The organism is Meiothermus sp., from assembly GCF_025056915.1.
Lineage (GTDB): Bacteria > Deinococcota > Deinococci > Deinococcales > Thermaceae > Meiothermus.
In genome coordinates, this window is record NZ_JANWVH010000061.1 from 1 (window position 1) to 17,824 (window position 17,824).

Here is a 17,824-nt window from a genome sequence, read left to right on the forward strand (position 1 = left end):
CTCGAGCGCCTCAACACCCCGCCCCCCCGCTCGCTGGTGCTCTCGGCCAATCCCAATGCCCTTACGCTGAACACCGGCGCCAGCGCCAGCGTGACCATCTCTATCAGCCGCACCAACTTTAGCGAGCCGGTGGCCCTGAGCGTGAGCGGGCAGCCCAGCGGTACCACCCCCAGCTTCAGCCCCGCCAGCCCCGTATCCGAGAGCAGCGCCACCCTGACCATCCCCGCGGGCAGCACCCCCGGCACCTATACCCTGGTGGTCAGCGGCAGCGCCAGCGTGGGCGGCCAGACCGTGCAGGGCGAGACCCGCATCACCCTGACCGTGGTACAGCCCCCCACCACCCCCCCGCCCGCCCAGAACGTGCAGGGCACCCGGGTGTACTTCGACGCGGTGCTGCGCGAAACCCCCACCCTGAGCCTGTTGCTGGATTTCAATCCGGTGGTCATCACCCAGACCGGCACCCAGGCAGCCTACAGCCGAAACGAGCTTTCGACGACCGGGCTGGTGGGCTATCGCATCTCAGCCTGGAAGGATGTGAACAACAACGGCACCCAGGATGTGGGGGACCTTTTCGGCTGGTACCGTGAGAACGGCAACATCGCTACGGTGATGCCCAGCAGAAGCCGGATTGACATCACCTTAGAGCCCATCCTCGCCACCACCCTCACCCGCGAAAAGTGGCTCAAACAGATGGGCTACCCGGCCCGCGAAGAGACCCCACGGTAAGCTTGTCCAGTGCGCACTTGCAGGGATGCCATTGACTTTCACGGATTGGTTTGCACGCTTGCCGTGGGGGCCCCAGAAAGGCACATTTACCGGTGGTAGGGCTCGCCCCGCTTGAGGGTTTCGACCCGGTAGAGCTGCTCCAATAGCACCACCAGGGCCAGCTCGTGCTGGAGGGTGAGTTTGGATAGCGCCAGCAGCCAGTCGGCCTGGTCGCGCACCGCCTGGGCATGGCCTTCGGCGCCCCCAATCAGGAACGCCACGCCTTTTTCGGCCCCCATCTCCCAGGCCTCGAGCCGCGCCTTGAAGGCCAGGGTATCGGGCAACGCTCCCCGCTCGTCCAGCACCACCCGCTTATAGCCTTCGGAGGCCTGGAGCAAGCGCTGTCCCTCCTGCACCTGGGGGCCTTCCTTCAGGTAGAGGAGCTCGAGCCGCCCGTACCGCTGCAACCGCTCCAGGTATGCCTCCACACCAGCTTTGGCGTAGGCCAGCTTGGGTTTGCCAATCACACATATGCGAAGCTTCATAGGGCCAGCCCAAATAACCACCAAACGCAATAAGCATAGCGAAATTGCCTATTCTTCATTACAAACCCGCCCCCATTTGGCCCCGGGCAAAACCGGCTATAATCTTGGGTACCAAGAGGTCGGTATGGGAAAGAGCCTGGCGCTACCGGCAGTGATTGGCTCTCCCGAAACCTCGAGCCCGGTATACCAAAATCCAACCCCAGGCCTCCTCAACAGGAGGTTTTTTGGTATTGCTGGGTGGTTGTTCCCCGTGGCCGTCCTTACCCAGGGCGCCGCGGACGAAAAAGCCTTTACCCAAGGCTTGGCAGGTCGGGCTGGCTGGTCATCCCAGCAGGCCGGGAGGAAACATGGTTCAAGAGAAAATTCGCTTCCAACCCTTCAGCAGTGAGCCCATCCGGCTGATAGACGAACAGGGCCACTGGAATGCCCCCTTCGAGCATGGGTTGCCCCCCGAGCAGCTCCAACGCTTCTACCGCGATATGCTGGCGGCGCGGTTGCTGGACGAGAAACTCGTCATCCTGATTCGCACCGGCAAAACCAGCTTCATCGCCCCCCACGCGGGCCACGAGGCCGCCCAGGTGGGCATCGCCCACGCCCTGCAAAGGGGGCACGACTGGCTCTTCCCCTACTACCGCGATATGGGCCTGGTGCTGGCCATGGGGGTTCCGCTGGTGGAAATCTTTGGTCAGACCCTGGGCAACGCCGCCGACCCCGCCAAGGGCCGCCAGATGCCTTCGCATCCCGGCAGCAAAAGCCTGAACATTTTCACGGTCTGCTCGGCCATCGCCTCCCATGTGCCCCCGGCGGCCGGGGCGGCCATCAGCATGAAGCTGCGCCGCACCCAGCAGGTCGCGGTCTGCACTTTTGGCGATGGGGCCACCAGCGAGGGCGACTGGCACGCCGGGGTCAACTTTGCCGCGGTGCAGGGGGCTCCGGCGGTGTTTGTGTGCGAGAACAACCGCTACGCCATCAGCGTGAACATCTCCAAGCAAACCGCCTCCGAGAACATCGCAGTCAAGGCCCAGGCCTACGGGATTCCGGGATACTACGTGGACGGGCTGGATGTGCTGGCCAGCTATTTTGTAATGCAGGAAGCCATCGAGCGAGCCCGGCTCGGGCATGGGGCCAGCCTGGTGGAGCTGGTGGTCAACCGCTTTGGGGCCCACTCCTCCGCCGACGACGACAGCCGCTACCGCTCCCGCGAGGAGCTGGCCGCCGAGCGCCAGCACGACCCCCTGCCGCGCTACCAGCGCTTCCTGGAAAAGCAGGGCCTGTGGGATGCCCAGTGGGCCAACGAGCTGCGCCTGGAAATCTCCAAGGAACTCGAGGCCGCCCTGCAAGCCGCGCAGGAGGCCGGCGAACCCGACCCGCTGCAAATGTTCGACGATGTGTACGCGGCCCGGCCCTGGCATTTAGAGGAGCAGCGCCGCCTGGTCATGGACGAGTTGCAGTCCTAAGGGCAGAGGTCTGTCCTCTTTTGACATAAGACGGAGATTGTATGCCAACCATGACCCTAATCCAGGCCATCAACACCGCCCTGGACGAAGAGATGAGCCGCGACGAGCGGGTAATGCTGCTGGGGGAGGATGTGGGCAAGCGCGGGGGGGTTTTCCTGGCCACCGAGGGCTTGCAACAAAAGTATGGCCCTGACCGGGTGATAGACTCGCCCCTCTCCGAAGCGGCCATTGTGGGGGCCGCGGTGGGCCTGGCCGCCCACGGCATGCGCCCGGTGGCCGAGATTCAGTTCGCCGACTACGTCTTCCCCGGCATTGACCAGCTTTTCTCCCAGGCCGCCAAGCTCCGCTACCGCTCCGGGGGGCAGTTCACCGCCCCCATGGTGGTGCGGATGCCCACCGGCGGCGGTGTGAAGGGGGGGCACCACCACTCACAAAGCCCCGAAGCCCACTTTGCCCACACCGCCGGCCTCAAGGTGGTGGTGGTTTCCACGCCCTACGACGCCAAAGGGCTTCTGAAGGCGGCCATCCGCAACGACGACCCGGTGGTTTTCATGGAGCCCAAGCGGCTTTACCGCGCCATCAAGGAAGAGGTGCCCTCCGACGACTACCTGATTCCCATCGGCAAGGCCGCCGTCCGCCGTGAGGGCCGCGACATCTCCCTGGTTTCGTATGGGGGGCCGATGGTCGAGACCCTCAGGGCCGCCGAGGAGATGGCCGCTGCCGGGGTAGAGCCAGAGGTGATTGACCTGCGTACCGTGATGCCCTGGGATAAGGAAACCGTCCTGAACTCGGTGGCCAAAACCGGACGCTTGCTAATGATCTCCGAGGCTCCGCGCACGGCCAGCCTCGCCTCCGAGGTGGCCGCCACGGTTTCGGAGGAGCTGTTCGACCAGTTGCTGGCCCCGCCCCTGCGGGTAACCGGCTTCGATACCCCTTATCCGCTGGCCCAGGACAAGCTCTATATGCCCACCGTGACGCGCATCCTGAATGCAGCCAAACGCCTGCTCGACTACTAGGGAGGACGCATGCCCAAAGAAGTGGTGTTACCCGAACTTGCAGAATCGGTGGTGGAAGGTGAGATTCTTCGCTGGCTGGTCAACGAGGGCGACCCCTTGCAAAAAGACCAGCCGTTTGTAGAGGTGATGACCGACAAGGTCACGGTGGAGTTGCCCAGCCCCCTGGCCGGGGTACTCCTGCAAAAGCTGGTGAAGGAAGGGGACGTGGTGCCCGTGCATGCCCCCATTGCCCTGGTGGCCGAACCGGGTGAGGTGACCGCCCCCATTTCGGACCAAAAACCCACCCCCGCGCCCAGCATCCAGGCCCAGGAGGAACGCTCCATTGTGGAGCCGGGCCAGGTCGCCGAGGACGATGGGGCCAACCTCTCCCTATTCAAACCCGACAGCAAGCCGGAGCAGGTGAAAAACCCCTTCAGCAAGGCAGCCCCGCTCCAAGCTGCAGAGAGCAGTACCGTAGCCCAACCCCGGCGGGTGATTGCGGTGCCGGCGGCCCGCAAGCTGGCCCGCGAGCTGGGCCTGGACATTGCCCAGGTTCCGGGCTCAGGGCCAGGGGGTCGGGTGCGGGTGGAGGATGTGCGGGCCTACGCGGCCAAGCAGACCCAGCCCCCTTCGCCGGAGCCTGCGGCCCCCAAACCGCCCGCTGGCTTTCCTCCGCCGGTTCAGTACAAGCCCCCCAAAGGCTACGAGGACCTCGAGACCCGCCTTCCCCTGCGCGGCCTGCGCCGGGCCATCGCCCAGCAGATGGTGGCCTCACACCTCTACACCGTGCGCACCCTCTCGGTGGACGAGGTCGACCTGACCGAGCTGGTGGCCCTGCGCGAGCGGCTCAAGCCGGAAGCCGAGGCCCAGGGGGTTAAGCTCAGCTACCTGCCCTTCATTTTCAAGGCCATCGCAGTTGCGCTCAAGAAGTTTCCCTCGCTCAACAGCTCCCTCGACGAGGCCCGGCAGGAAGTGGTGCTCAAGCACTATGTAAACATCGGGATGGCCGTGGCCGCCGAGAATGGCCTGATTGTGCCGGTGGTTCGGGACGTGGAGCGCAAAAGCCTGCTGCAACTGGCCCGCGAGATTGCCGACCTGGCCGAAAAGGCCCGCTCCGGCCGGCTGGCCCCGGAGGAGGTGAGCGGCTCCAGCTTCAGCGTGACCAACATCGGCTCCATTGGGGCCCTCTTCAGCTTCCCCATCATCAACGTGCCCGACGCGGCCATCCTGGGGGTGCACTCCATCCAGAAGCGCCCGGTGGTAAACGAACAGGACGAAATTGTAGTGCGCCAGATGATGTACCTTTCGCTCTCCTTCGACCACCGGCTGGTAGACGGCGCCGAGGCCGCACGGTTCTGCAAGGAAGTCATCCGGCTCTTGGAAAAGCCCGAGCGGCTCTTCCTGGAAGCGCTGTAGTTTTTCAACAGGCAGATTTTGTTTTTCATCTGAGCACTGACTAGAATGGGGAGTCTATGTCGACCATCTACGATGTAATCGTGATTGGCACCGGCCCTGGCGGCTACCATGCGGCCATCCGGGCAGCCCAGCTTGGCAAAAAAGTGCTGGCGGTAGAGGCAGAGCATGTGGGGGGGGTCTGCCTCAATGTGGGCTGCATTCCCACCAAGGCCCTGCTGCACGCCGCCGAGGAACTCGAGGCCCTCCGTCACGGGGGAGCCTTTGGCCTCGAGGTGAAAGAAGCCAGGCTCGACACCAAAAAGCTGGCCGGATGGCGCGACGGCATCGTCAAAAAGCTCACCGGCGGGGTCTCCCAGCTTTTTAAGGGCAACAAGGTGGACCTCAGAACCGGCTTTGCCCGGTTTGTCGACAAAAACACCATCGAGGTCGGGGGAGAGCGCATCCAGGGCAAAACTTTCATCGTGGCCACCGGTTCCGAGCCCAACACCCTGCCCGGCTTTGCAGTGGACCAAAAGGACATCGTGGACTCCACCGGGGCCCTGCGGGTCGAGGAAAAGTTTCCCAAGCGGCTGCTCTGCATCGGAGGCGGCGCGATTGGCCTGGAGTTCGCCCAGGTCTACAAGCGCCTCGGCGCCGAGGTCACGGTGATCGAGTTCATGGGCCAGATTCTGCCCGCCGCCGACCCCGAGACCGCCGGCCTGCTGGCGAAGGTGCTGGCCAAGCAGGGCATTGCCATCCGCACCCAGACCAAAGGGGTCGGCGTAGAGAAGAAAAAAGACGGCCTGCACGTCACCCTCGAGCACACCCAGAGCGGCCAGCAGGACACCTTGGTGGTGGACAAAATCCTGGTCGCAACCGGGCGGCGGCCCCGGGGCAAGGGGCTGGGGCTCGAGGCCCTGGGCGTAACCGTGGACGAGCGCGGCTACATTCCCACCAACGAGCGCATGGAGACCAACGTGCCCGGCATCTATGCCATCGGCGACGTGACCCGCCCGCCCCTTCTGGCCCACAAGGCCATGAAGGAGGGCCTGATTGCCGCCGAGAACGCCGCCGGGGGCAATGCGGTCATGGACTACCAGATTCCCAATGTGGTCTATACCAGCCCGGAGTGGGCCGCCGTTGGCCTGACCGAGGAGGAAGCCACCAAAGCTGGCTACAAGATTAAGGTGGGCAAGTTCCCCCTCTCGGCCTCGGGCCGGGCCATGACCCTGGGGGCCAGCGAGGGGCTCATCAAGCTGGTCGGCGATGCCGAGACCGACCTCCTGCTGGGGGCCCACATCCTGGGGCCCAGCGCCTCCGACCTAATTGCCGAGATGGCGCTGGCGTTGGAGATGGGGGCCACCGTGACCGATGTGGGCCTGACCGTCCATGCCCACCCCACCCTTTCCGAGGGCATCATGGAGGCCGCCGAGCACCTGCACCGTCAGGCCATCCACATCGCCAATCGCTAAGTTCAGCGCGTAGTTTGAAGTGGGTGGCGTGTTCGGCCCTGCTGAGAACCCTTGCGACTTGTGAGGGTTCCGTTGGGCTGGTATAACTTCCCTCAATGCGGATTCGTGCAACCCTCAACGCGCTGGCCCTACGGCTCGACGGCAACGAGACCCCCGAGATGCTCCGCAAAGCCCTGGCCGAACTCCCTAGCCTACCCCTGGAAGTAGAAGTGGCCGGGGTCGTGACCCAGGGAACCCTGGAAGCCCTGCTCGAGCTAGGTCGCGAACGTGGCCTTCAGCTCAGGCCCCAGCGAGGTGAAAAATACATTCCTTACACCGAGGTCATAGACCAGACCCTGCGCTCAGGCGCCCGGGTGGAGTCCCCCGGCACGGTGGTCGTGCTGGGCGATGTCAACGCAGGGGCCGAAATTATTGCGGCTGGGGACATTATTGTGGTCGGTAAACTGCGCGGATTGGCCCATGCCGGAGCCACCGGGCAGGAAGAGGCCGCCATCTGGGCTATGAGCCTGGAAGCCAAGCAGCTACGCATTGCCCACCATGTGGCCCAGTCCCCCGACGGTGAAAAAAGCGCCCGCGGCCCCGAACGGGCCAGGGTGGCCGAGGGTCGAATTGTACTGGAAGCCTGGGGTAAGAAAGCTTGAGAAAGGCTCCTGCACCAAAGGCATCCAGGCCGCTTTCAAGGAACCGCAAGGTGGGGGTGGGTGGTCGGAGGGTAGGGGATTTCCAGGATTTGCTGGCGCCCCCAAACCCCCGCGGCTTGTCTCACCTCAAAAGCCAATCCCACCCGCCGACTCGCCGTAGGCGCGCAGAATCTGGTCAATAATCCAGCCGGTTACCGCCACATAAAGCCAGACCGGCACCGTCCAGCGGGCCCAGGCCTTGTGGATGCTGAAGCGCTGCTTGAGGGCGTTGTAGATCAGCCACAACACCAGGGGCCCGTTGATGGCGGCCAGAACGGTATGGCTGATGAGCAAGGCATAGTAGGCCCCCCGCCACTCTTCCGGCCCCACATAGCGGGTGGTTCCATAAAGCCCCCACTTGAGCAGGTAGAAAACCAAAAAAAGCGCTGCCAGACCGGTGGCAACCAGCATCACTCGAGGATGCCAGACCCGATCCCCCCGCTTGATAAGAATGACCCCGATGACAACTGCCAGACCGGACAGAGCAATTAGTGTGGCGGCGATATCGCCCAACATCTGACCCATGGTTCTTGTTTCCTCCTGGTCGTGCACAGGGTGCTCCCTGTAGCTGTTTCAAAATAGCCTATTTTCGCCAGTCACATTTATCCCTGGCCATTGTTTACGAACTCCGCGCTGAGTTTTTCCGCCAGGCGGCGCACCCGCTCCTCCCTCGAGCTGCGGGCATAGCTGTACCCCAGCATAAAAGCCCGTTCGGCTTCGTTGCGCCTGCCCAGCTGCCGTTGCACCTGGGCCAACCGCAAATAGGCCAGCGCCATCATCCCATCGCGCTCTTTGGAGGGTCGTACCGCTTCAAGAAGGCCCACCGATTCTTTCAGCGAGCCCACTGCTTGCTCGGGTGCGAGTTCGCGGGCATCCCGAATCAGAGTGGCCGCCTGGTCGAGCAAGCGTTGCACCTTCCCAGTATATGGGCCAGCAAGCGCCCCGTACAGCGTAGTAAAGGAGCCTGGGTGGTCAGGTTGGGCCTTACCAGATGAACTGCGACAAGTACCGAGGTTTTGATGTTGTTCAAAACTACCATTGACTATGGACGATTGACCATAGACACTTTACACATGACGCCCTACGAAGCCTTTCAACTCCTCGAGCTGCGCGTCGGACGCATCCAGAAAGCCGAGCCCCACGAAAAAGCCCGCAAGCCTTCCTACAAGCTCTGGGTAGACCTGGGCCCTTTGGGCATCAAGCAGAGCAGCGCCCAGCTCACCGACCTGTACACCCCCGAAACCCTGGTGGGGCGGTTGGTGATCTGTGCGACCAACCTGGGCGAGCGCAACATTGCCGGCTTCAAATCCGAGGTGCTGGTGCTGGGCCTGCCTGACGAAGCGGGGCGGGTGGTGCTGCTCTCGGCAGAGCGCGAGGTACCGCTGGGCGGGCGGGTTTTCTGAGGCAGGTCTTCACGAAGCCCAGCCTAGCCAACCGCCGCCTGACCCCTGGCCCCTTGGGGGTGCCCGCACATCGAGCGGTATCATGTTCAGCAGGAGCCGACTATGCCAGAGCCCATTCCCATTGCCAGAGGTGAATCGGACGTATTCCTGTACCCCAAGATGGCCAACCGCCACGGCCTGATTGCCGGGGCCACCGGCACCGGCAAGACCGTGAGCCTGCGGGTGCTGGCCGAGCAGCTTTCCCGCATCGGGGTACCGGTCTTCATGGCCGACGTGAAGGGCGACCTCTCGGGGATGTGCAGGCCGGGGGGCGACAACCCCAAGGTCGCCGAGCGGGTGCAGAAGCTGGGCCTGGCGGACTTCCAGTACGAAGCCTGCCCGGTGGTGTTCTGGGACGTGTTCGGCGAGCAGGGGCACCCGGTGCGGGCCACCGTCTCGGAGATGGGGCCGCTGCTTTTGGCCCGCCTGCTCGACCTCAACGAGACCCAGAGCGGGGTGCTCACCCTGGTCTTCAAGATTGCCGACGACAACGGGCTGTTGCTTTTGGACCTCAAAGACCTGCGGGCCATGCTGCAGTACGTGGGCGACCGCGCCGAGCAGTTCAAGACCGAGTACGGCAACATCTCGGCGGCCTCCATCGGGGCCATCCAGCGGGGGCTTTTGGCCCTGGAGGAACAGGGGGGCGACCGCTTCTTTGGCGAGCCAGCGCTGAACCTCGAGGACCTCCTCCAGACCCAGGGCGGCAAGGGGGTCATCCACATCCTGGCCGCCGACAAGCTGATGCAGTCGCCCAAGCTCTACAGCACCTTTTTGCTCTGGATGCTCTCCGAGCTCTTCGAGCGGCTGCCGGAGGTGGGCGACCCCGAGAAGCCCAGGCTGGTCTTCTTCTTCGACGAGGCCCACCTGCTCTTCGACGAGGCCCCCAAGGCCCTGCGGGAGAAGATCGAGCAGGTCGTGCGCCTCATCCGCAGCAAGGGGGTGGGTGTGTACTTCGTGAGCCAGAACCCCTTAGACATCCCCGACGAGGTGCTGGGGCAGCTGGGCAACCGCGTCCAGCACGCACTGAGGGCCTTCACCCCGCGCGACCAGAAAGCCGTCAAGGCCGCCGCCGAGACCTTCCGGCCCAACCCCAAGCTGGACGTGGCCACCGTCATCCTGGAAATGGGGGTGGGCGAGGCCCTGGTCTCGACCCTGGACGAGAAGGGCATTCCCAGCATCGTGGAGCGGGCCCTGATCTACCCGCCCCGCACCCAGCTACCGCCCCTTTCGGCGGAGGAGCGCCGGCGGGTCATTCAACAGTCGCCTGTCTATGGGCACTACGAGAAGGCCCTTGATCGCGAGTCGGCCTACGAAGTCCTGCGGAGCCGGGCCGCCGAGTCGGTGCAGCCCGCCCCTTCAACCCCCAAAGCCCAGGCCCAGCCCACCGGGGGCAACCTCCTGGGCGACCTGGCCAAGGGGGCGGTGGGATTCCTGGCCAGCCGGGAGGGGCAGCGCATCGTGCGGGGGGTGCTGGGGGGGCTGCTGGGGGGCAGCAAGCGCAGAAGGTAAAAGCGCTCTAGATACTGTGTCGCATAAAAGCACACCCGCACGGTGAGCGAATCAAGTCAATCCTGGCCTGGACTCGCTCTCCCCTACCTCCTAAGGTAGGCCAGGTGGGGTAGCTGACTGGCCCTTCACGCAACCAGCCGATGGGGGGTTTTGTCCGATACCCTCCCCAACCCTCCCTACGCGGTAGGGAGGGGCCTGAGGGCTATCACTCTTTGGAATCTGTGGGCATGTATGGGTATCTTTACGACTGCGTACTAACGCATTGGAGCAACACGGGCGCATCGGCTGGAAAAAAACTTTTGGGTCGGGCAGAGGTCGTTTCCAACCCAAAGAAATCAGGGCTTCGGTTCGGAAGCCTGACGCCGGGCTAGCTCGAGCTGCAAGCGGTCTGCCACCTCCTCGGCCCAGGCCCGGATGTCCTGCCAGCGGCGAAAATCCCCTTCGGGCAGCCCCTTGCTGAGCACTTTCACCATTTGATCGTGGTTGAGACGATTATAGTCCAGCGAGCCCGCAAAGATGCCGACCTCCAAGGGCTCCGCAAAGTCTCGAACCTCGGATAAATACTCGTAAACCTCGTGAAAATGCTCCGGGGTCGGATTGCTCATCAGACCCGAGACCGCAAAGTACACCAAGGGCAACCGACGGAGTGTCTCGCGGTGCTTTTGCACGAAGTCTTTGGCTTCGGGGAGCCACTGTTGCTCGCGAATCGGGCTGCCCACCACCACCGCCTGGTAACCCTGCACCTGTTCCACTTCGTCCACGCCTCGCACCTCCACCACCGCCCCGCGCTCGCTCAAGACCTGGGCGATGGCCTGGGCAATTTCCCGGGTGCTGCCCAGGCGGCTGGCATAGGCGATCAGAACCCGCCAAGTCTCCACAGACTCAGGCTAAAGACCCCGCTGCCAGGGCTGTAGAGACATCTGCCCCCGGCCGGGGAGAGTAACTTTGATCGTGAGGTGATAGCGATGCTGGTTAAAGACTGCATGACCCCAAACCCGGACGTGGTGACCCCAGATGTTACGGTGCCCGAGGCCGCCCGGATCATGAAGAAAGGGGGATTCCGCCGCCTGCCGGTGGTCAAGGAAGGCCGGGTCATCGGTATCGTCACCGACCGCGACCTCAAGGAAGCCATGCCCTCGGATGCCACCTCGCTTTCCATCTGGGAGCTTAACTATCTCATTTCCAAGCTCACCGTGGGCGAGATCATGACCCGCGACCCGGTTACGGTTTCCGATACCCTGCCCCTCCAGGCGGCAGCCAAGCTGATGCTCGAGCACAAGGTGGGGGGATTGCCGGTGGTTCACGAGGGCAAGCTGGTGGGCATCATCACCGTGACGGACGTGCTGAAGGCTTTCTTGCAGCGTGAGGCCGAGCTGCTGGTGGGTGCGGAAACCAATCCATAACCCCTTAGAGCGCTCTTCAGATGTTATGAGCCATTCGAGTTCGAGAACGCCTGGTTCTGAACCGAACAGTGGCCGCCTGGATGGGCGGCCACGTCTGTGAAGAGCGCGATAAGGATGGCCTAGCCCCGTTTCTTTAGCGCCAGGAGCCGCTCGGCGGGCCAGGTGTTGACCACACGCTCGGGGGACAGCCCCGATTTGAGCGCAAATAGAAGGCCGTATTGAATGTCCGCAAGGCCCTCTACACTGTGGGCGTCGGGGCCCAGCGAAAAGTAGAGGCGGTCGCGCCAGGCCAGCATAAGGCGCCAGTCCAGGTCGAGGCGGTAAGGGCTACAGTTGAACTCCACCACCTTTTCATTTTGCTGAGCCCGCTCCAGCACCGCCTCCCAGTCGGCCTCAGCCCCTTTGCGCCGCAGGATGAGGCGCCCGCTGGGGTGGCCCAGGATGCTCAGGTAGGGGTTATCCAGGGCGCGCAGCAGGCGCTGGGTTTGCTCGGTTTGGCCCAGGTTCAGACCCGCATGCAGGCTGCCCACCACCACCTCGAAGCGGGCCAGCAGCTCGTCGGGATAATCCAGCGAGCCATCCGGCAAAATGTCGGACTCGATGCCGCGCAGGATGCGAAAGGGGGCCAGTTCAGCGTTCAGCGCCTCTATTTCGGCCCACTGGCGAAGCACGTCCGCCTCGCGCAGCCCCCCGGCATAGGCCGCCGTCTGGGAGTGGTCGCAGATGACCATGTACTCGAAGCCCTGGGCAATGGCCGCTTCGGCCATCTGGCGCAGGGTGGCGCTGCCATCGGAGTAGGTGGAGTGTACGTGAATCAGGCCCCGCAGTTGCGAGGGCTGGAGGGGGGCTTCGGGGGGAGGCTGCCCAATATGCTCCTGCTCCCGCCAGTAAGGCGGCACAAAGGGTTGTTGCAGGGCCTGGAACACCTCCGCCTCGCTTGCCAGGCCCGGGGGAATGGGCCCCTGGGCTTCCAACCACGCCCTCGAGCCCGTCGCCTGCACCAGCACCGAGCCAAATGAGGCCGCAGGGGTGCAGAAAACCCGCAAGGGCAGGCCCTCCAGCCGCCCCAGCAGCACCTCGCCCTGCACTTCTTCCACATAGCGCCCAAGCACCGGGCGCACCTGCTCGGGCGTGCCCACCACCACCAGGTCCAGGTTGCCCACCGTTTCCAGACCCCGCCGCACACTGCCCGCCAGCTCGGCTTTGAACCCGGCGTTGGCCAAGTCGGTCAGGAGCAGCCGGGCCACCTCGAGCCCCACCGGCAGCATCACCCGGCGCAGGTTGGCCAGGGCGTAGCGGGCCGCCTCCAGCAGGCTGGCCTCGCTCTTGGCGCCAAAACCCGGTAGAGCGCGAATGCGGCCCTGTTCGGCCCAGCGCACCAGCTCCTCCAGGCTGTTCACCCCGTGCTCCCACAAGGCCCGGATGCGCTTGGGGCCCAGGCCCTGCACCCGGAAAAGCTCGAGCACCCCCGGCGGGATGCGGCCCTCGAGCTCGGCCAGGTAGGGAAACTCCTGGGTCTGTACAATTTCGCTGAGCATGGGGGCCAGCGCCGGCCCCACCCCCGGCACGCCTTTGAAACCCCGGGCGGCCAGCTCGCTCAGGTCGGTTTCCTGTTGCTCGAGGTTGCGGGCGGCGTTGCGGTAGGCCTTGGCCCGAAACTCGCCCTCGCCCAGCACCTCCATCAGGTCGGCGGCGTACTCGAGCATTTCCGCCAGGTCTTTACGGTTCATACCCATAGCCTAACGCCAGAAACCCGTCGAGCTTCGTTCGCATCGGCTACGGGCGATTGGCCAGCGCATAGGCCTCCGGCCTCCCGGCCTTGAACACCACCGCCTCGCGGTAGCCCACCGAACGCAGCAGGGCCACCGCCTCGGCAAAACGGTGGGCCACGTCTTCCGGGCGGTGGGCATCGGAGCCCAGCACCACCGGAATTTGGAGCTCTGCGGCCCGAGCCAGGAGTTCCGGGCTGGGGTAAATCTCGGCGGCTTTTTTGCGCCAGCCGGCAGTGTTCACATCCAGGGCCAGCCCTTCCCCAGCAATCACCTGCAAGGCCTCCTCGGCCAAGTCGGCGTAGCCCTCGGGGGGCCGAAAGCCCATCACCTTGGGCAAGTCCAGGTGCCCGATGGCATGAAACAGGCCCGTGCGGGCGGCCTCGGCCACCAGCTTGAAGTAGGCGCGGTACACCTCGCGCAGGTCGCGCTCCTCGAACTCGGCCTGGTAGCGTGGGTTGTCGAAGGGCCAGGCCCCAATGTAGTGCACCGAACCGATCACGTAGTCGTAGGCATACTGCCGGCAGAGCCGCCGCACAAAGTACTCGGTGCCGGGGTGAAAGTCGGCCTCGAGGCCAATCCCCACGTAGAAGCTACCCGCTTCCAAACGCACTTTTTCCAACATGGCGTGGTAAAAGGGCAGCTCGGCCAGCTCCATGCGAACCTCAGGGTCGAACCAGGCCGGCATGGGGCTGTGGTCGGTGATGACCACGCCCTGCAAGCCCGCCTCCCGAGCGGCCCGCACATACTCGGCAGGCTGGCCCACCGCGTGCTTGCAGAGGGGGGTGTGCATGTGGCTGTCGTACACAGGGTCTCCCTTCTGGCCTAGCCTACCCGCACCACCCGACCCTCGCTGGCCCAGACCTGGGTGGCTCGCCCCAGCACCTCGCGGGCCTGGGCCGACAAAGCCTCGTCCAGGGCTAGGGTTGGCCCCACGCTCTGCACCAGGCTGGCCACCTCGGGCGGGGCCAGTTGGGGCTGGCGTGAAAGTACCGCGTCCAGTTGCCAGCGGCTGGCCCACAGCCGTTTGAGGGCCCACAGGGTTTCCTGCTGACCCACCTCCAGGCCAAAGGGCACCTCCCCGGCGTAGCGCACCAGCAAGGGGCCTTCCGGCAGGGCTGCCCGAATCTCGTCGGCGCGCTCGGGCAGCAGGTATGACTCGCGCAGGAGCCTCTCGGCAAAGGCAGAGGCCCTTTCCAGTTTTTCTTCGTCCAGCCGCGCGCCAAACACCCCCGCGAAGGCCCGCCGAATCTGTTCGGCCAGGTTACCGAGCTGGTAAAACTCGGCCTCCACCCCCACCAGCACCCAGGTCGGCGCGACCGCCAGGCCCGCCTGTTGCAGCGCTTGCAGTTCGCCCACTTCAGGAAGCCCAGGGGGGGCTTGCTCGAGCGAAAAAATCATGCTTACAGTCTACTGTCTAAACCAAAAGACCCTTGCACGGTTCATTAAAACACCAACCCCGCCAGGGAGGCGGCTGGCGGGCTTGGGGTGTTGAAGACAGGCCTGGCGAACGAAGCGATGGTATGAGTGCACCCGACTTCCCCTTCAAAATAGCGCGAAACCGGAAAGTTGGTGGGTTATTTGACCCAACTCACAGGCTTTTATCGTTTGCTACTTTCCCTCTCCCCATTGCGAGAGAGGATAGCGATTCTCACTTTGTGGTAGGCGCACCGGGTGGCGCTTGGGCAAAAATGGGCATCGCCAGGCGAGGGCGCTATTTTATCGCGCTTTTCACAGACGTGGCCGCCCGCGAAAACGAGAAGGGACAAGTGTCTGCGTTGGGTCTGGGCCAAGACGCATGTGTTCGAGTTTCCAGGCGGCCACTGTTCTGTTCAGGACAAGGCTTTCTTGAACTCGAATGGCTCACAATATGTGAAGAGGGCTCTAGCCAAATGATAAGAGCCCGCCCCGCTCAGGCAGCCAGCAGCCGGGCTTCCAACCACTCCGGCAACTGGCCGATGTGCTCGAGCCTCGCGTACTGCCCCAGTTTGGGGTCGTCCATCGGCAAGACCTCGTTTTTGGCCCCTGGCGAGGGAATATATACCGCCTGACCCCCGATTTCCAGCACCGGCCAGATGTCCGAGCGCAGGCTGTTCCCCACCATCAGAAAAACCTCGGGGCGTATGCGGTGGCGTCGCAGGATGCGGCTGTAGCTGAAGGGGTCCTTGGCGCTGACCACCTCGAGCGAGCGAAAATACTCGCTCAGGCCCGACCGCAGGAACCTGGTTTCCTGATCCAGAAGGTCGCCTTTGGTAATCACCATCAGGGGATAATCGCCCGAAAGTTCATCCAGCACCGCCTCGACCTCGGGCAGTACCCTCACCGGCGCGGCCAGCATTTCTTTGGTCAGGTTGACCAGAAACCGAATGTGCTCCGGCGAAATGCGGCCCTCGGTGAGCTCGAGGGCGGTCTCAATCATGGAAAGCCCGAAACTCTTGACCCCGTAGCCGTAGTGCTGGATGTTGCGGCGCTCGGTCTCTTCAAGGTACCGATCTTCGTACGAGCCGTTCAGATATTCCTGCATCAGCCGCCTGAACTGGGCCTGGGCCTCGCAAAACTGGGTTTCGCCGTTCCACAGCGTTCCGTCGGCATCGAAGGCGATACACTCGACCATACTTCCCTCTTCGCCCAGTGTAAAACGCTTTCCAGGGTGGGCTGGGTCAGATGACGCTCCAGTCAGAAACTCGAGACCCAAGCACCCGTGGGCCGGGCCCGGCCCACGCTTGGGTGTGTAACATACATCTGAACCCAGGCGCATTCTCGTTAGGTGGGAAGCCACCTCTGTAAAGAACGCAATAGTGTAGGGTCCTGGCTCACTTGCGAACAGGGGCCAGGCTAGAAGTACAAAGATTTTCAAAATTCAGCCAAAATGCGCCGTCACTCTGTGAAGGCGCAGTGATTCGTCGAGAATATGGAACGACGGAAAACTACAGCTTCTTAGCACAGACCACACCCTGAGAAGGTTCCTTGTTACGCTTGGAGTGAAGCTTTATTGGCTAATGTTTTGCTCCCTTGCATAACCATAAAAGTTTCAGGTCGCAAGGAGTGATGCTATGGGCCTTCGGCTGTCTATCCAGGAAAACCTGTGAACCAGGCTCGACACCCCCAGGTTTGCCTGCAATTGTGACCTTTTGCACCCAGTCCAGGCAAGTGACCCAGGACTCAGAGCCCTCATGTGGGGTCTGCTACCTTATACGTGTAGGAGGGAAGAATGACGATTACGTTTCTGCTAATGATTGTGGTTTTTGTGGCAACGCTGTTCATACAGTTTTGGCTCCAGCGAACCTATGCCCGCTACAGCCGGGTCGCCAACAGCCGGGGGGTGACGGGTGAGCAGGTAGCCCGCTCGATTCTGGACGCCTACGGGCTTCACCACGTGCGGGTGGAGATGGTGCCGGGTGCCCTGACCGACCACTACGACCCCATCGCCAAGGCTGTGCGCCTCTCTGAGCCCAACTTTCACTCCCCCTCAGCCGCCGCCCTCGCGGTAGCAGCCCACGAGGTCGGACACGCTATCCAGGACGCCAAGAGCTACGCCTGGCTCAGGGTTCGGCACAGCATTCTGCCGGTAGCCAACATCGGCAGCATGTTTGGCCCCTGGATCTTTATTGCCGGAATGTTCATGGGGGCTACCGGCCTGATGAGCATTGGCATCTGGCTCTTCGCCGCTGCCGCGCTGTTCCAGCTGGTGACCCTACCGGTGGAGTTCGATGCTTCCAACCGGGCCCTGAACATCCTCAAAAAGATGAATTTCCTGGACAGCAGCGAGATGAGCGGCGCCAGAGCCGTCCTGACCGCCGCGGCCATGACCTACGTGGCGGCCCTGGCCAACTCGCTGGCCACCATCCTGCACTACGTGGCCATCATGATGCAAAACCGCGAGTAAGACCAACGCCACTCAACTTCGGCCCCGCTTGCTGCGGGGCTTTTGCATGGGCCAGTCTTGCTTTAAGAGCGCGTAAAGGGCCAGATCCTGCGGCCTATCGCCGACCCAGATTTCCTGGCGCAAAATGCCCTCGAGCGTAAACCCCAGTCGCTCAGGAATAGCCCGGCTTTTGTGGTTTTGGGTGCTGGCCCTGATTTTCAGGCGATTGAGGCCCATCTCAAAAAATGCATGATTGATGAGTGCTTCCACCCCACGGGTTATCAAGCCCCTACCCTCAAACGCCGTGCCCAACCAGTAGCCAATCTCGGCGGTTCGGTGGCGGGGCTTGATGTCGAACAAGGTGAGGGTTCCGGCCAGCTTTTTCCGATACCAGACTGTGAGGGGCAGTTGCTCTCCTCTGGCAAAGCCTTCCAGGGCTCCCCGGATAAAGTCGAGCGTATCGTATGGGGAAGTGGTGTCATCAACCCACCCAAGCCAGCGCCGCAGGTGTTTGCGATTGGCGTCGGTCAGGGTAAACAGCGCTTCGGCGTGGTGAAGTTGGAGCAGGCGAAGTTCAGCGTGCTCAT

The 17,824-nt window shown here is 63.2% G+C and carries 18 protein-coding genes and 1 pseudogene; 10 read left to right on the top strand and 9 right to left on the bottom strand.

Translation table 11 applies throughout. The features are described 5' to 3' along the window. Positions 1-726 (top strand): annotated as a pseudogene (locus NZN28_RS10285) (peptidase S8 and S53 subtilisin kexin sedolisin); the annotation flags it as partial. A gap of 86 nt (positions 727-812) precedes the next feature. On the opposite strand, the gene NZN28_RS10290 reads toward NZN28_RS10285, so the two are convergent. Then, the gene (locus tag NZN28_RS10290; RefSeq protein ID WP_295397892.1) at positions 813-1,250 is read right to left on the bottom strand and encodes a 23S rRNA (pseudouridine(1915)-N(3))-methyltransferase RlmH; all 438 of its coding nucleotides are present in this window, start codon (positions 1,248-1,250) and stop codon (positions 813-815) included. Positions 1,251-1,597: 347 nt separating this feature from the next. On the opposite strand from NZN28_RS10290, the gene NZN28_RS10295 reads away from it, so the two are divergent. The 5 genes from NZN28_RS10295 (at position 1,598) to minC (ending at position 7,210) form a co-directional block, all read left to right on the top strand. Next, entirely contained in the window at positions 1,598-2,707 is a 1,110-nt protein-coding gene (locus NZN28_RS10295; RefSeq protein ID WP_295397894.1) for a thiamine pyrophosphate-dependent dehydrogenase E1 component subunit alpha, read from the top strand. A gap of 41 nt (positions 2,708-2,748) precedes the next feature. Beyond that, the gene (locus NZN28_RS10300; protein WP_295397896.1) at positions 2,749-3,723 is read left to right on the top strand and encodes an alpha-ketoacid dehydrogenase subunit beta; all 975 of its coding nucleotides are present in this window, start codon (positions 2,749-2,751) and stop codon (positions 3,721-3,723) included. A 9-nt stretch (positions 3,724-3,732) separates the two neighbouring features. After that, the gene (locus NZN28_RS10305) at positions 3,733-5,118 is read left to right on the top strand and encodes a dihydrolipoamide acetyltransferase family protein (RefSeq protein ID WP_295397898.1); all 1,386 of its coding nucleotides are present in this window, start codon (positions 3,733-3,735) and stop codon (positions 5,116-5,118) included. A 56-nt stretch (positions 5,119-5,174) separates the two neighbouring features. After that, the gene (lpdA, locus tag NZN28_RS10310; protein WP_295397899.1) at positions 5,175-6,569 is read left to right on the top strand and encodes a dihydrolipoyl dehydrogenase; all 1,395 of its coding nucleotides are present in this window, start codon (positions 5,175-5,177) and stop codon (positions 6,567-6,569) included. Positions 6,570-6,664: 95 nt separating this feature from the next. Then, positions 6,665-7,210 (top strand): septum site-determining protein MinC, encoded by a 546-nt coding sequence (gene minC, locus NZN28_RS10315; protein WP_295397901.1) that lies wholly within the window; start codon positions 6,665-6,667, stop codon positions 7,208-7,210. A gap of 126 nt (positions 7,211-7,336) precedes the next feature. On the opposite strand, the gene NZN28_RS10320 is transcribed toward minC, so the two are convergent. Both NZN28_RS10320 and NZN28_RS10325 read right to left on the bottom strand, forming a co-directional pair. Continuing rightward, positions 7,337-7,774: a DUF420 domain-containing protein gene (locus tag NZN28_RS10320; RefSeq protein ID WP_295397904.1), complete on the bottom strand. Its 438-nt coding sequence runs from the start codon at positions 7,772-7,774 to the stop codon at positions 7,337-7,339. 77 nt (positions 7,775-7,851) lie between these two features. After that, the gene (locus tag NZN28_RS10325; protein ID WP_295397906.1) at positions 7,852-8,163 is read right to left on the bottom strand and encodes a hypothetical protein; all 312 of its coding nucleotides are present in this window, start codon (positions 8,161-8,163) and stop codon (positions 7,852-7,854) included. 159 nt (positions 8,164-8,322) lie between these two features. On the opposite strand from NZN28_RS10325, the gene NZN28_RS10330 reads away from it, so the two are divergent. Both NZN28_RS10330 and NZN28_RS10335 read left to right on the top strand, forming a co-directional pair. After that, a complete protein-coding gene (locus NZN28_RS10330) occupies positions 8,323-8,652 on the top strand; it encodes a tRNA-binding protein (RefSeq protein ID WP_295397908.1) in 330 nt (109 codons plus the stop codon). Between the two features lie 102 nt (positions 8,653-8,754). After that, a complete protein-coding gene (locus NZN28_RS10335; RefSeq protein WP_295397909.1) occupies positions 8,755-10,200 on the top strand; it encodes a helicase HerA-like domain-containing protein in 1,446 nt (481 codons plus the stop codon). Between the two features lie 335 nt (positions 10,201-10,535). Here the strand turns inward: NZN28_RS10335 and NZN28_RS10340 are convergent, their stop codons facing one another. Continuing rightward, complete coding sequence (locus NZN28_RS10340) at positions 10,536-11,078, bottom strand: flavodoxin domain-containing protein (RefSeq protein WP_295397911.1); 543 nt, start codon at positions 11,076-11,078, stop codon at positions 10,536-10,538. An 87-nt stretch (positions 11,079-11,165) separates the two neighbouring features. On the opposite strand from NZN28_RS10340, the gene NZN28_RS10345 reads away from it, so the two are divergent. Then, positions 11,166-11,603, top strand: a complete 438-nt coding sequence (locus tag NZN28_RS10345; RefSeq protein WP_295397912.1) for a CBS domain-containing protein — start codon at positions 11,166-11,168, stop codon at positions 11,601-11,603. Between the two features lie 119 nt (positions 11,604-11,722). Here NZN28_RS10345 and NZN28_RS10350 read toward each other — a convergent pair whose 3' ends face one another. The 4 genes from NZN28_RS10350 to NZN28_RS10365 form a co-directional block, all read right to left on the bottom strand. Beyond that, a complete protein-coding gene (locus NZN28_RS10350) occupies positions 11,723-13,333 on the bottom strand; it encodes a helix-hairpin-helix domain-containing protein (protein WP_295397914.1) in 1,611 nt (536 codons plus the stop codon). A gap of 46 nt (positions 13,334-13,379) precedes the next feature. After that, complete coding sequence (locus tag NZN28_RS10355; RefSeq protein WP_295397916.1) at positions 13,380-14,180, bottom strand: histidinol-phosphatase; 801 nt, start codon at positions 14,178-14,180, stop codon at positions 13,380-13,382. Positions 14,181-14,197: 17 nt separating this feature from the next. After that, positions 14,198-14,773: a hypothetical protein gene (locus NZN28_RS10360; protein WP_295397918.1), complete on the bottom strand. Its 576-nt coding sequence runs from the start codon at positions 14,771-14,773 to the stop codon at positions 14,198-14,200. Positions 14,774-15,284: 511 nt separating this feature from the next. After that, positions 15,285-15,986, bottom strand: coding sequence for an HAD family hydrolase (locus NZN28_RS10365; protein WP_295397920.1), 702 nt, complete (start codon positions 15,984-15,986; stop codon positions 15,285-15,287). A 597-nt stretch (positions 15,987-16,583) separates the two neighbouring features. Here NZN28_RS10365 and NZN28_RS10370 point away from each other — a divergent pair. Then, a complete protein-coding gene (locus NZN28_RS10370; protein WP_295397922.1) occupies positions 16,584-17,258 on the top strand; it encodes a zinc metallopeptidase in 675 nt (224 codons plus the stop codon). Positions 17,259-17,270: 12 nt separating this feature from the next. Here NZN28_RS10370 and NZN28_RS10375 read toward each other — a convergent pair. Next, on the bottom strand, positions 17,271-17,824 hold a 554-nt coding region (locus NZN28_RS10375; RefSeq protein ID WP_295397923.1), incomplete at its 5' end, for a GNAT family protein.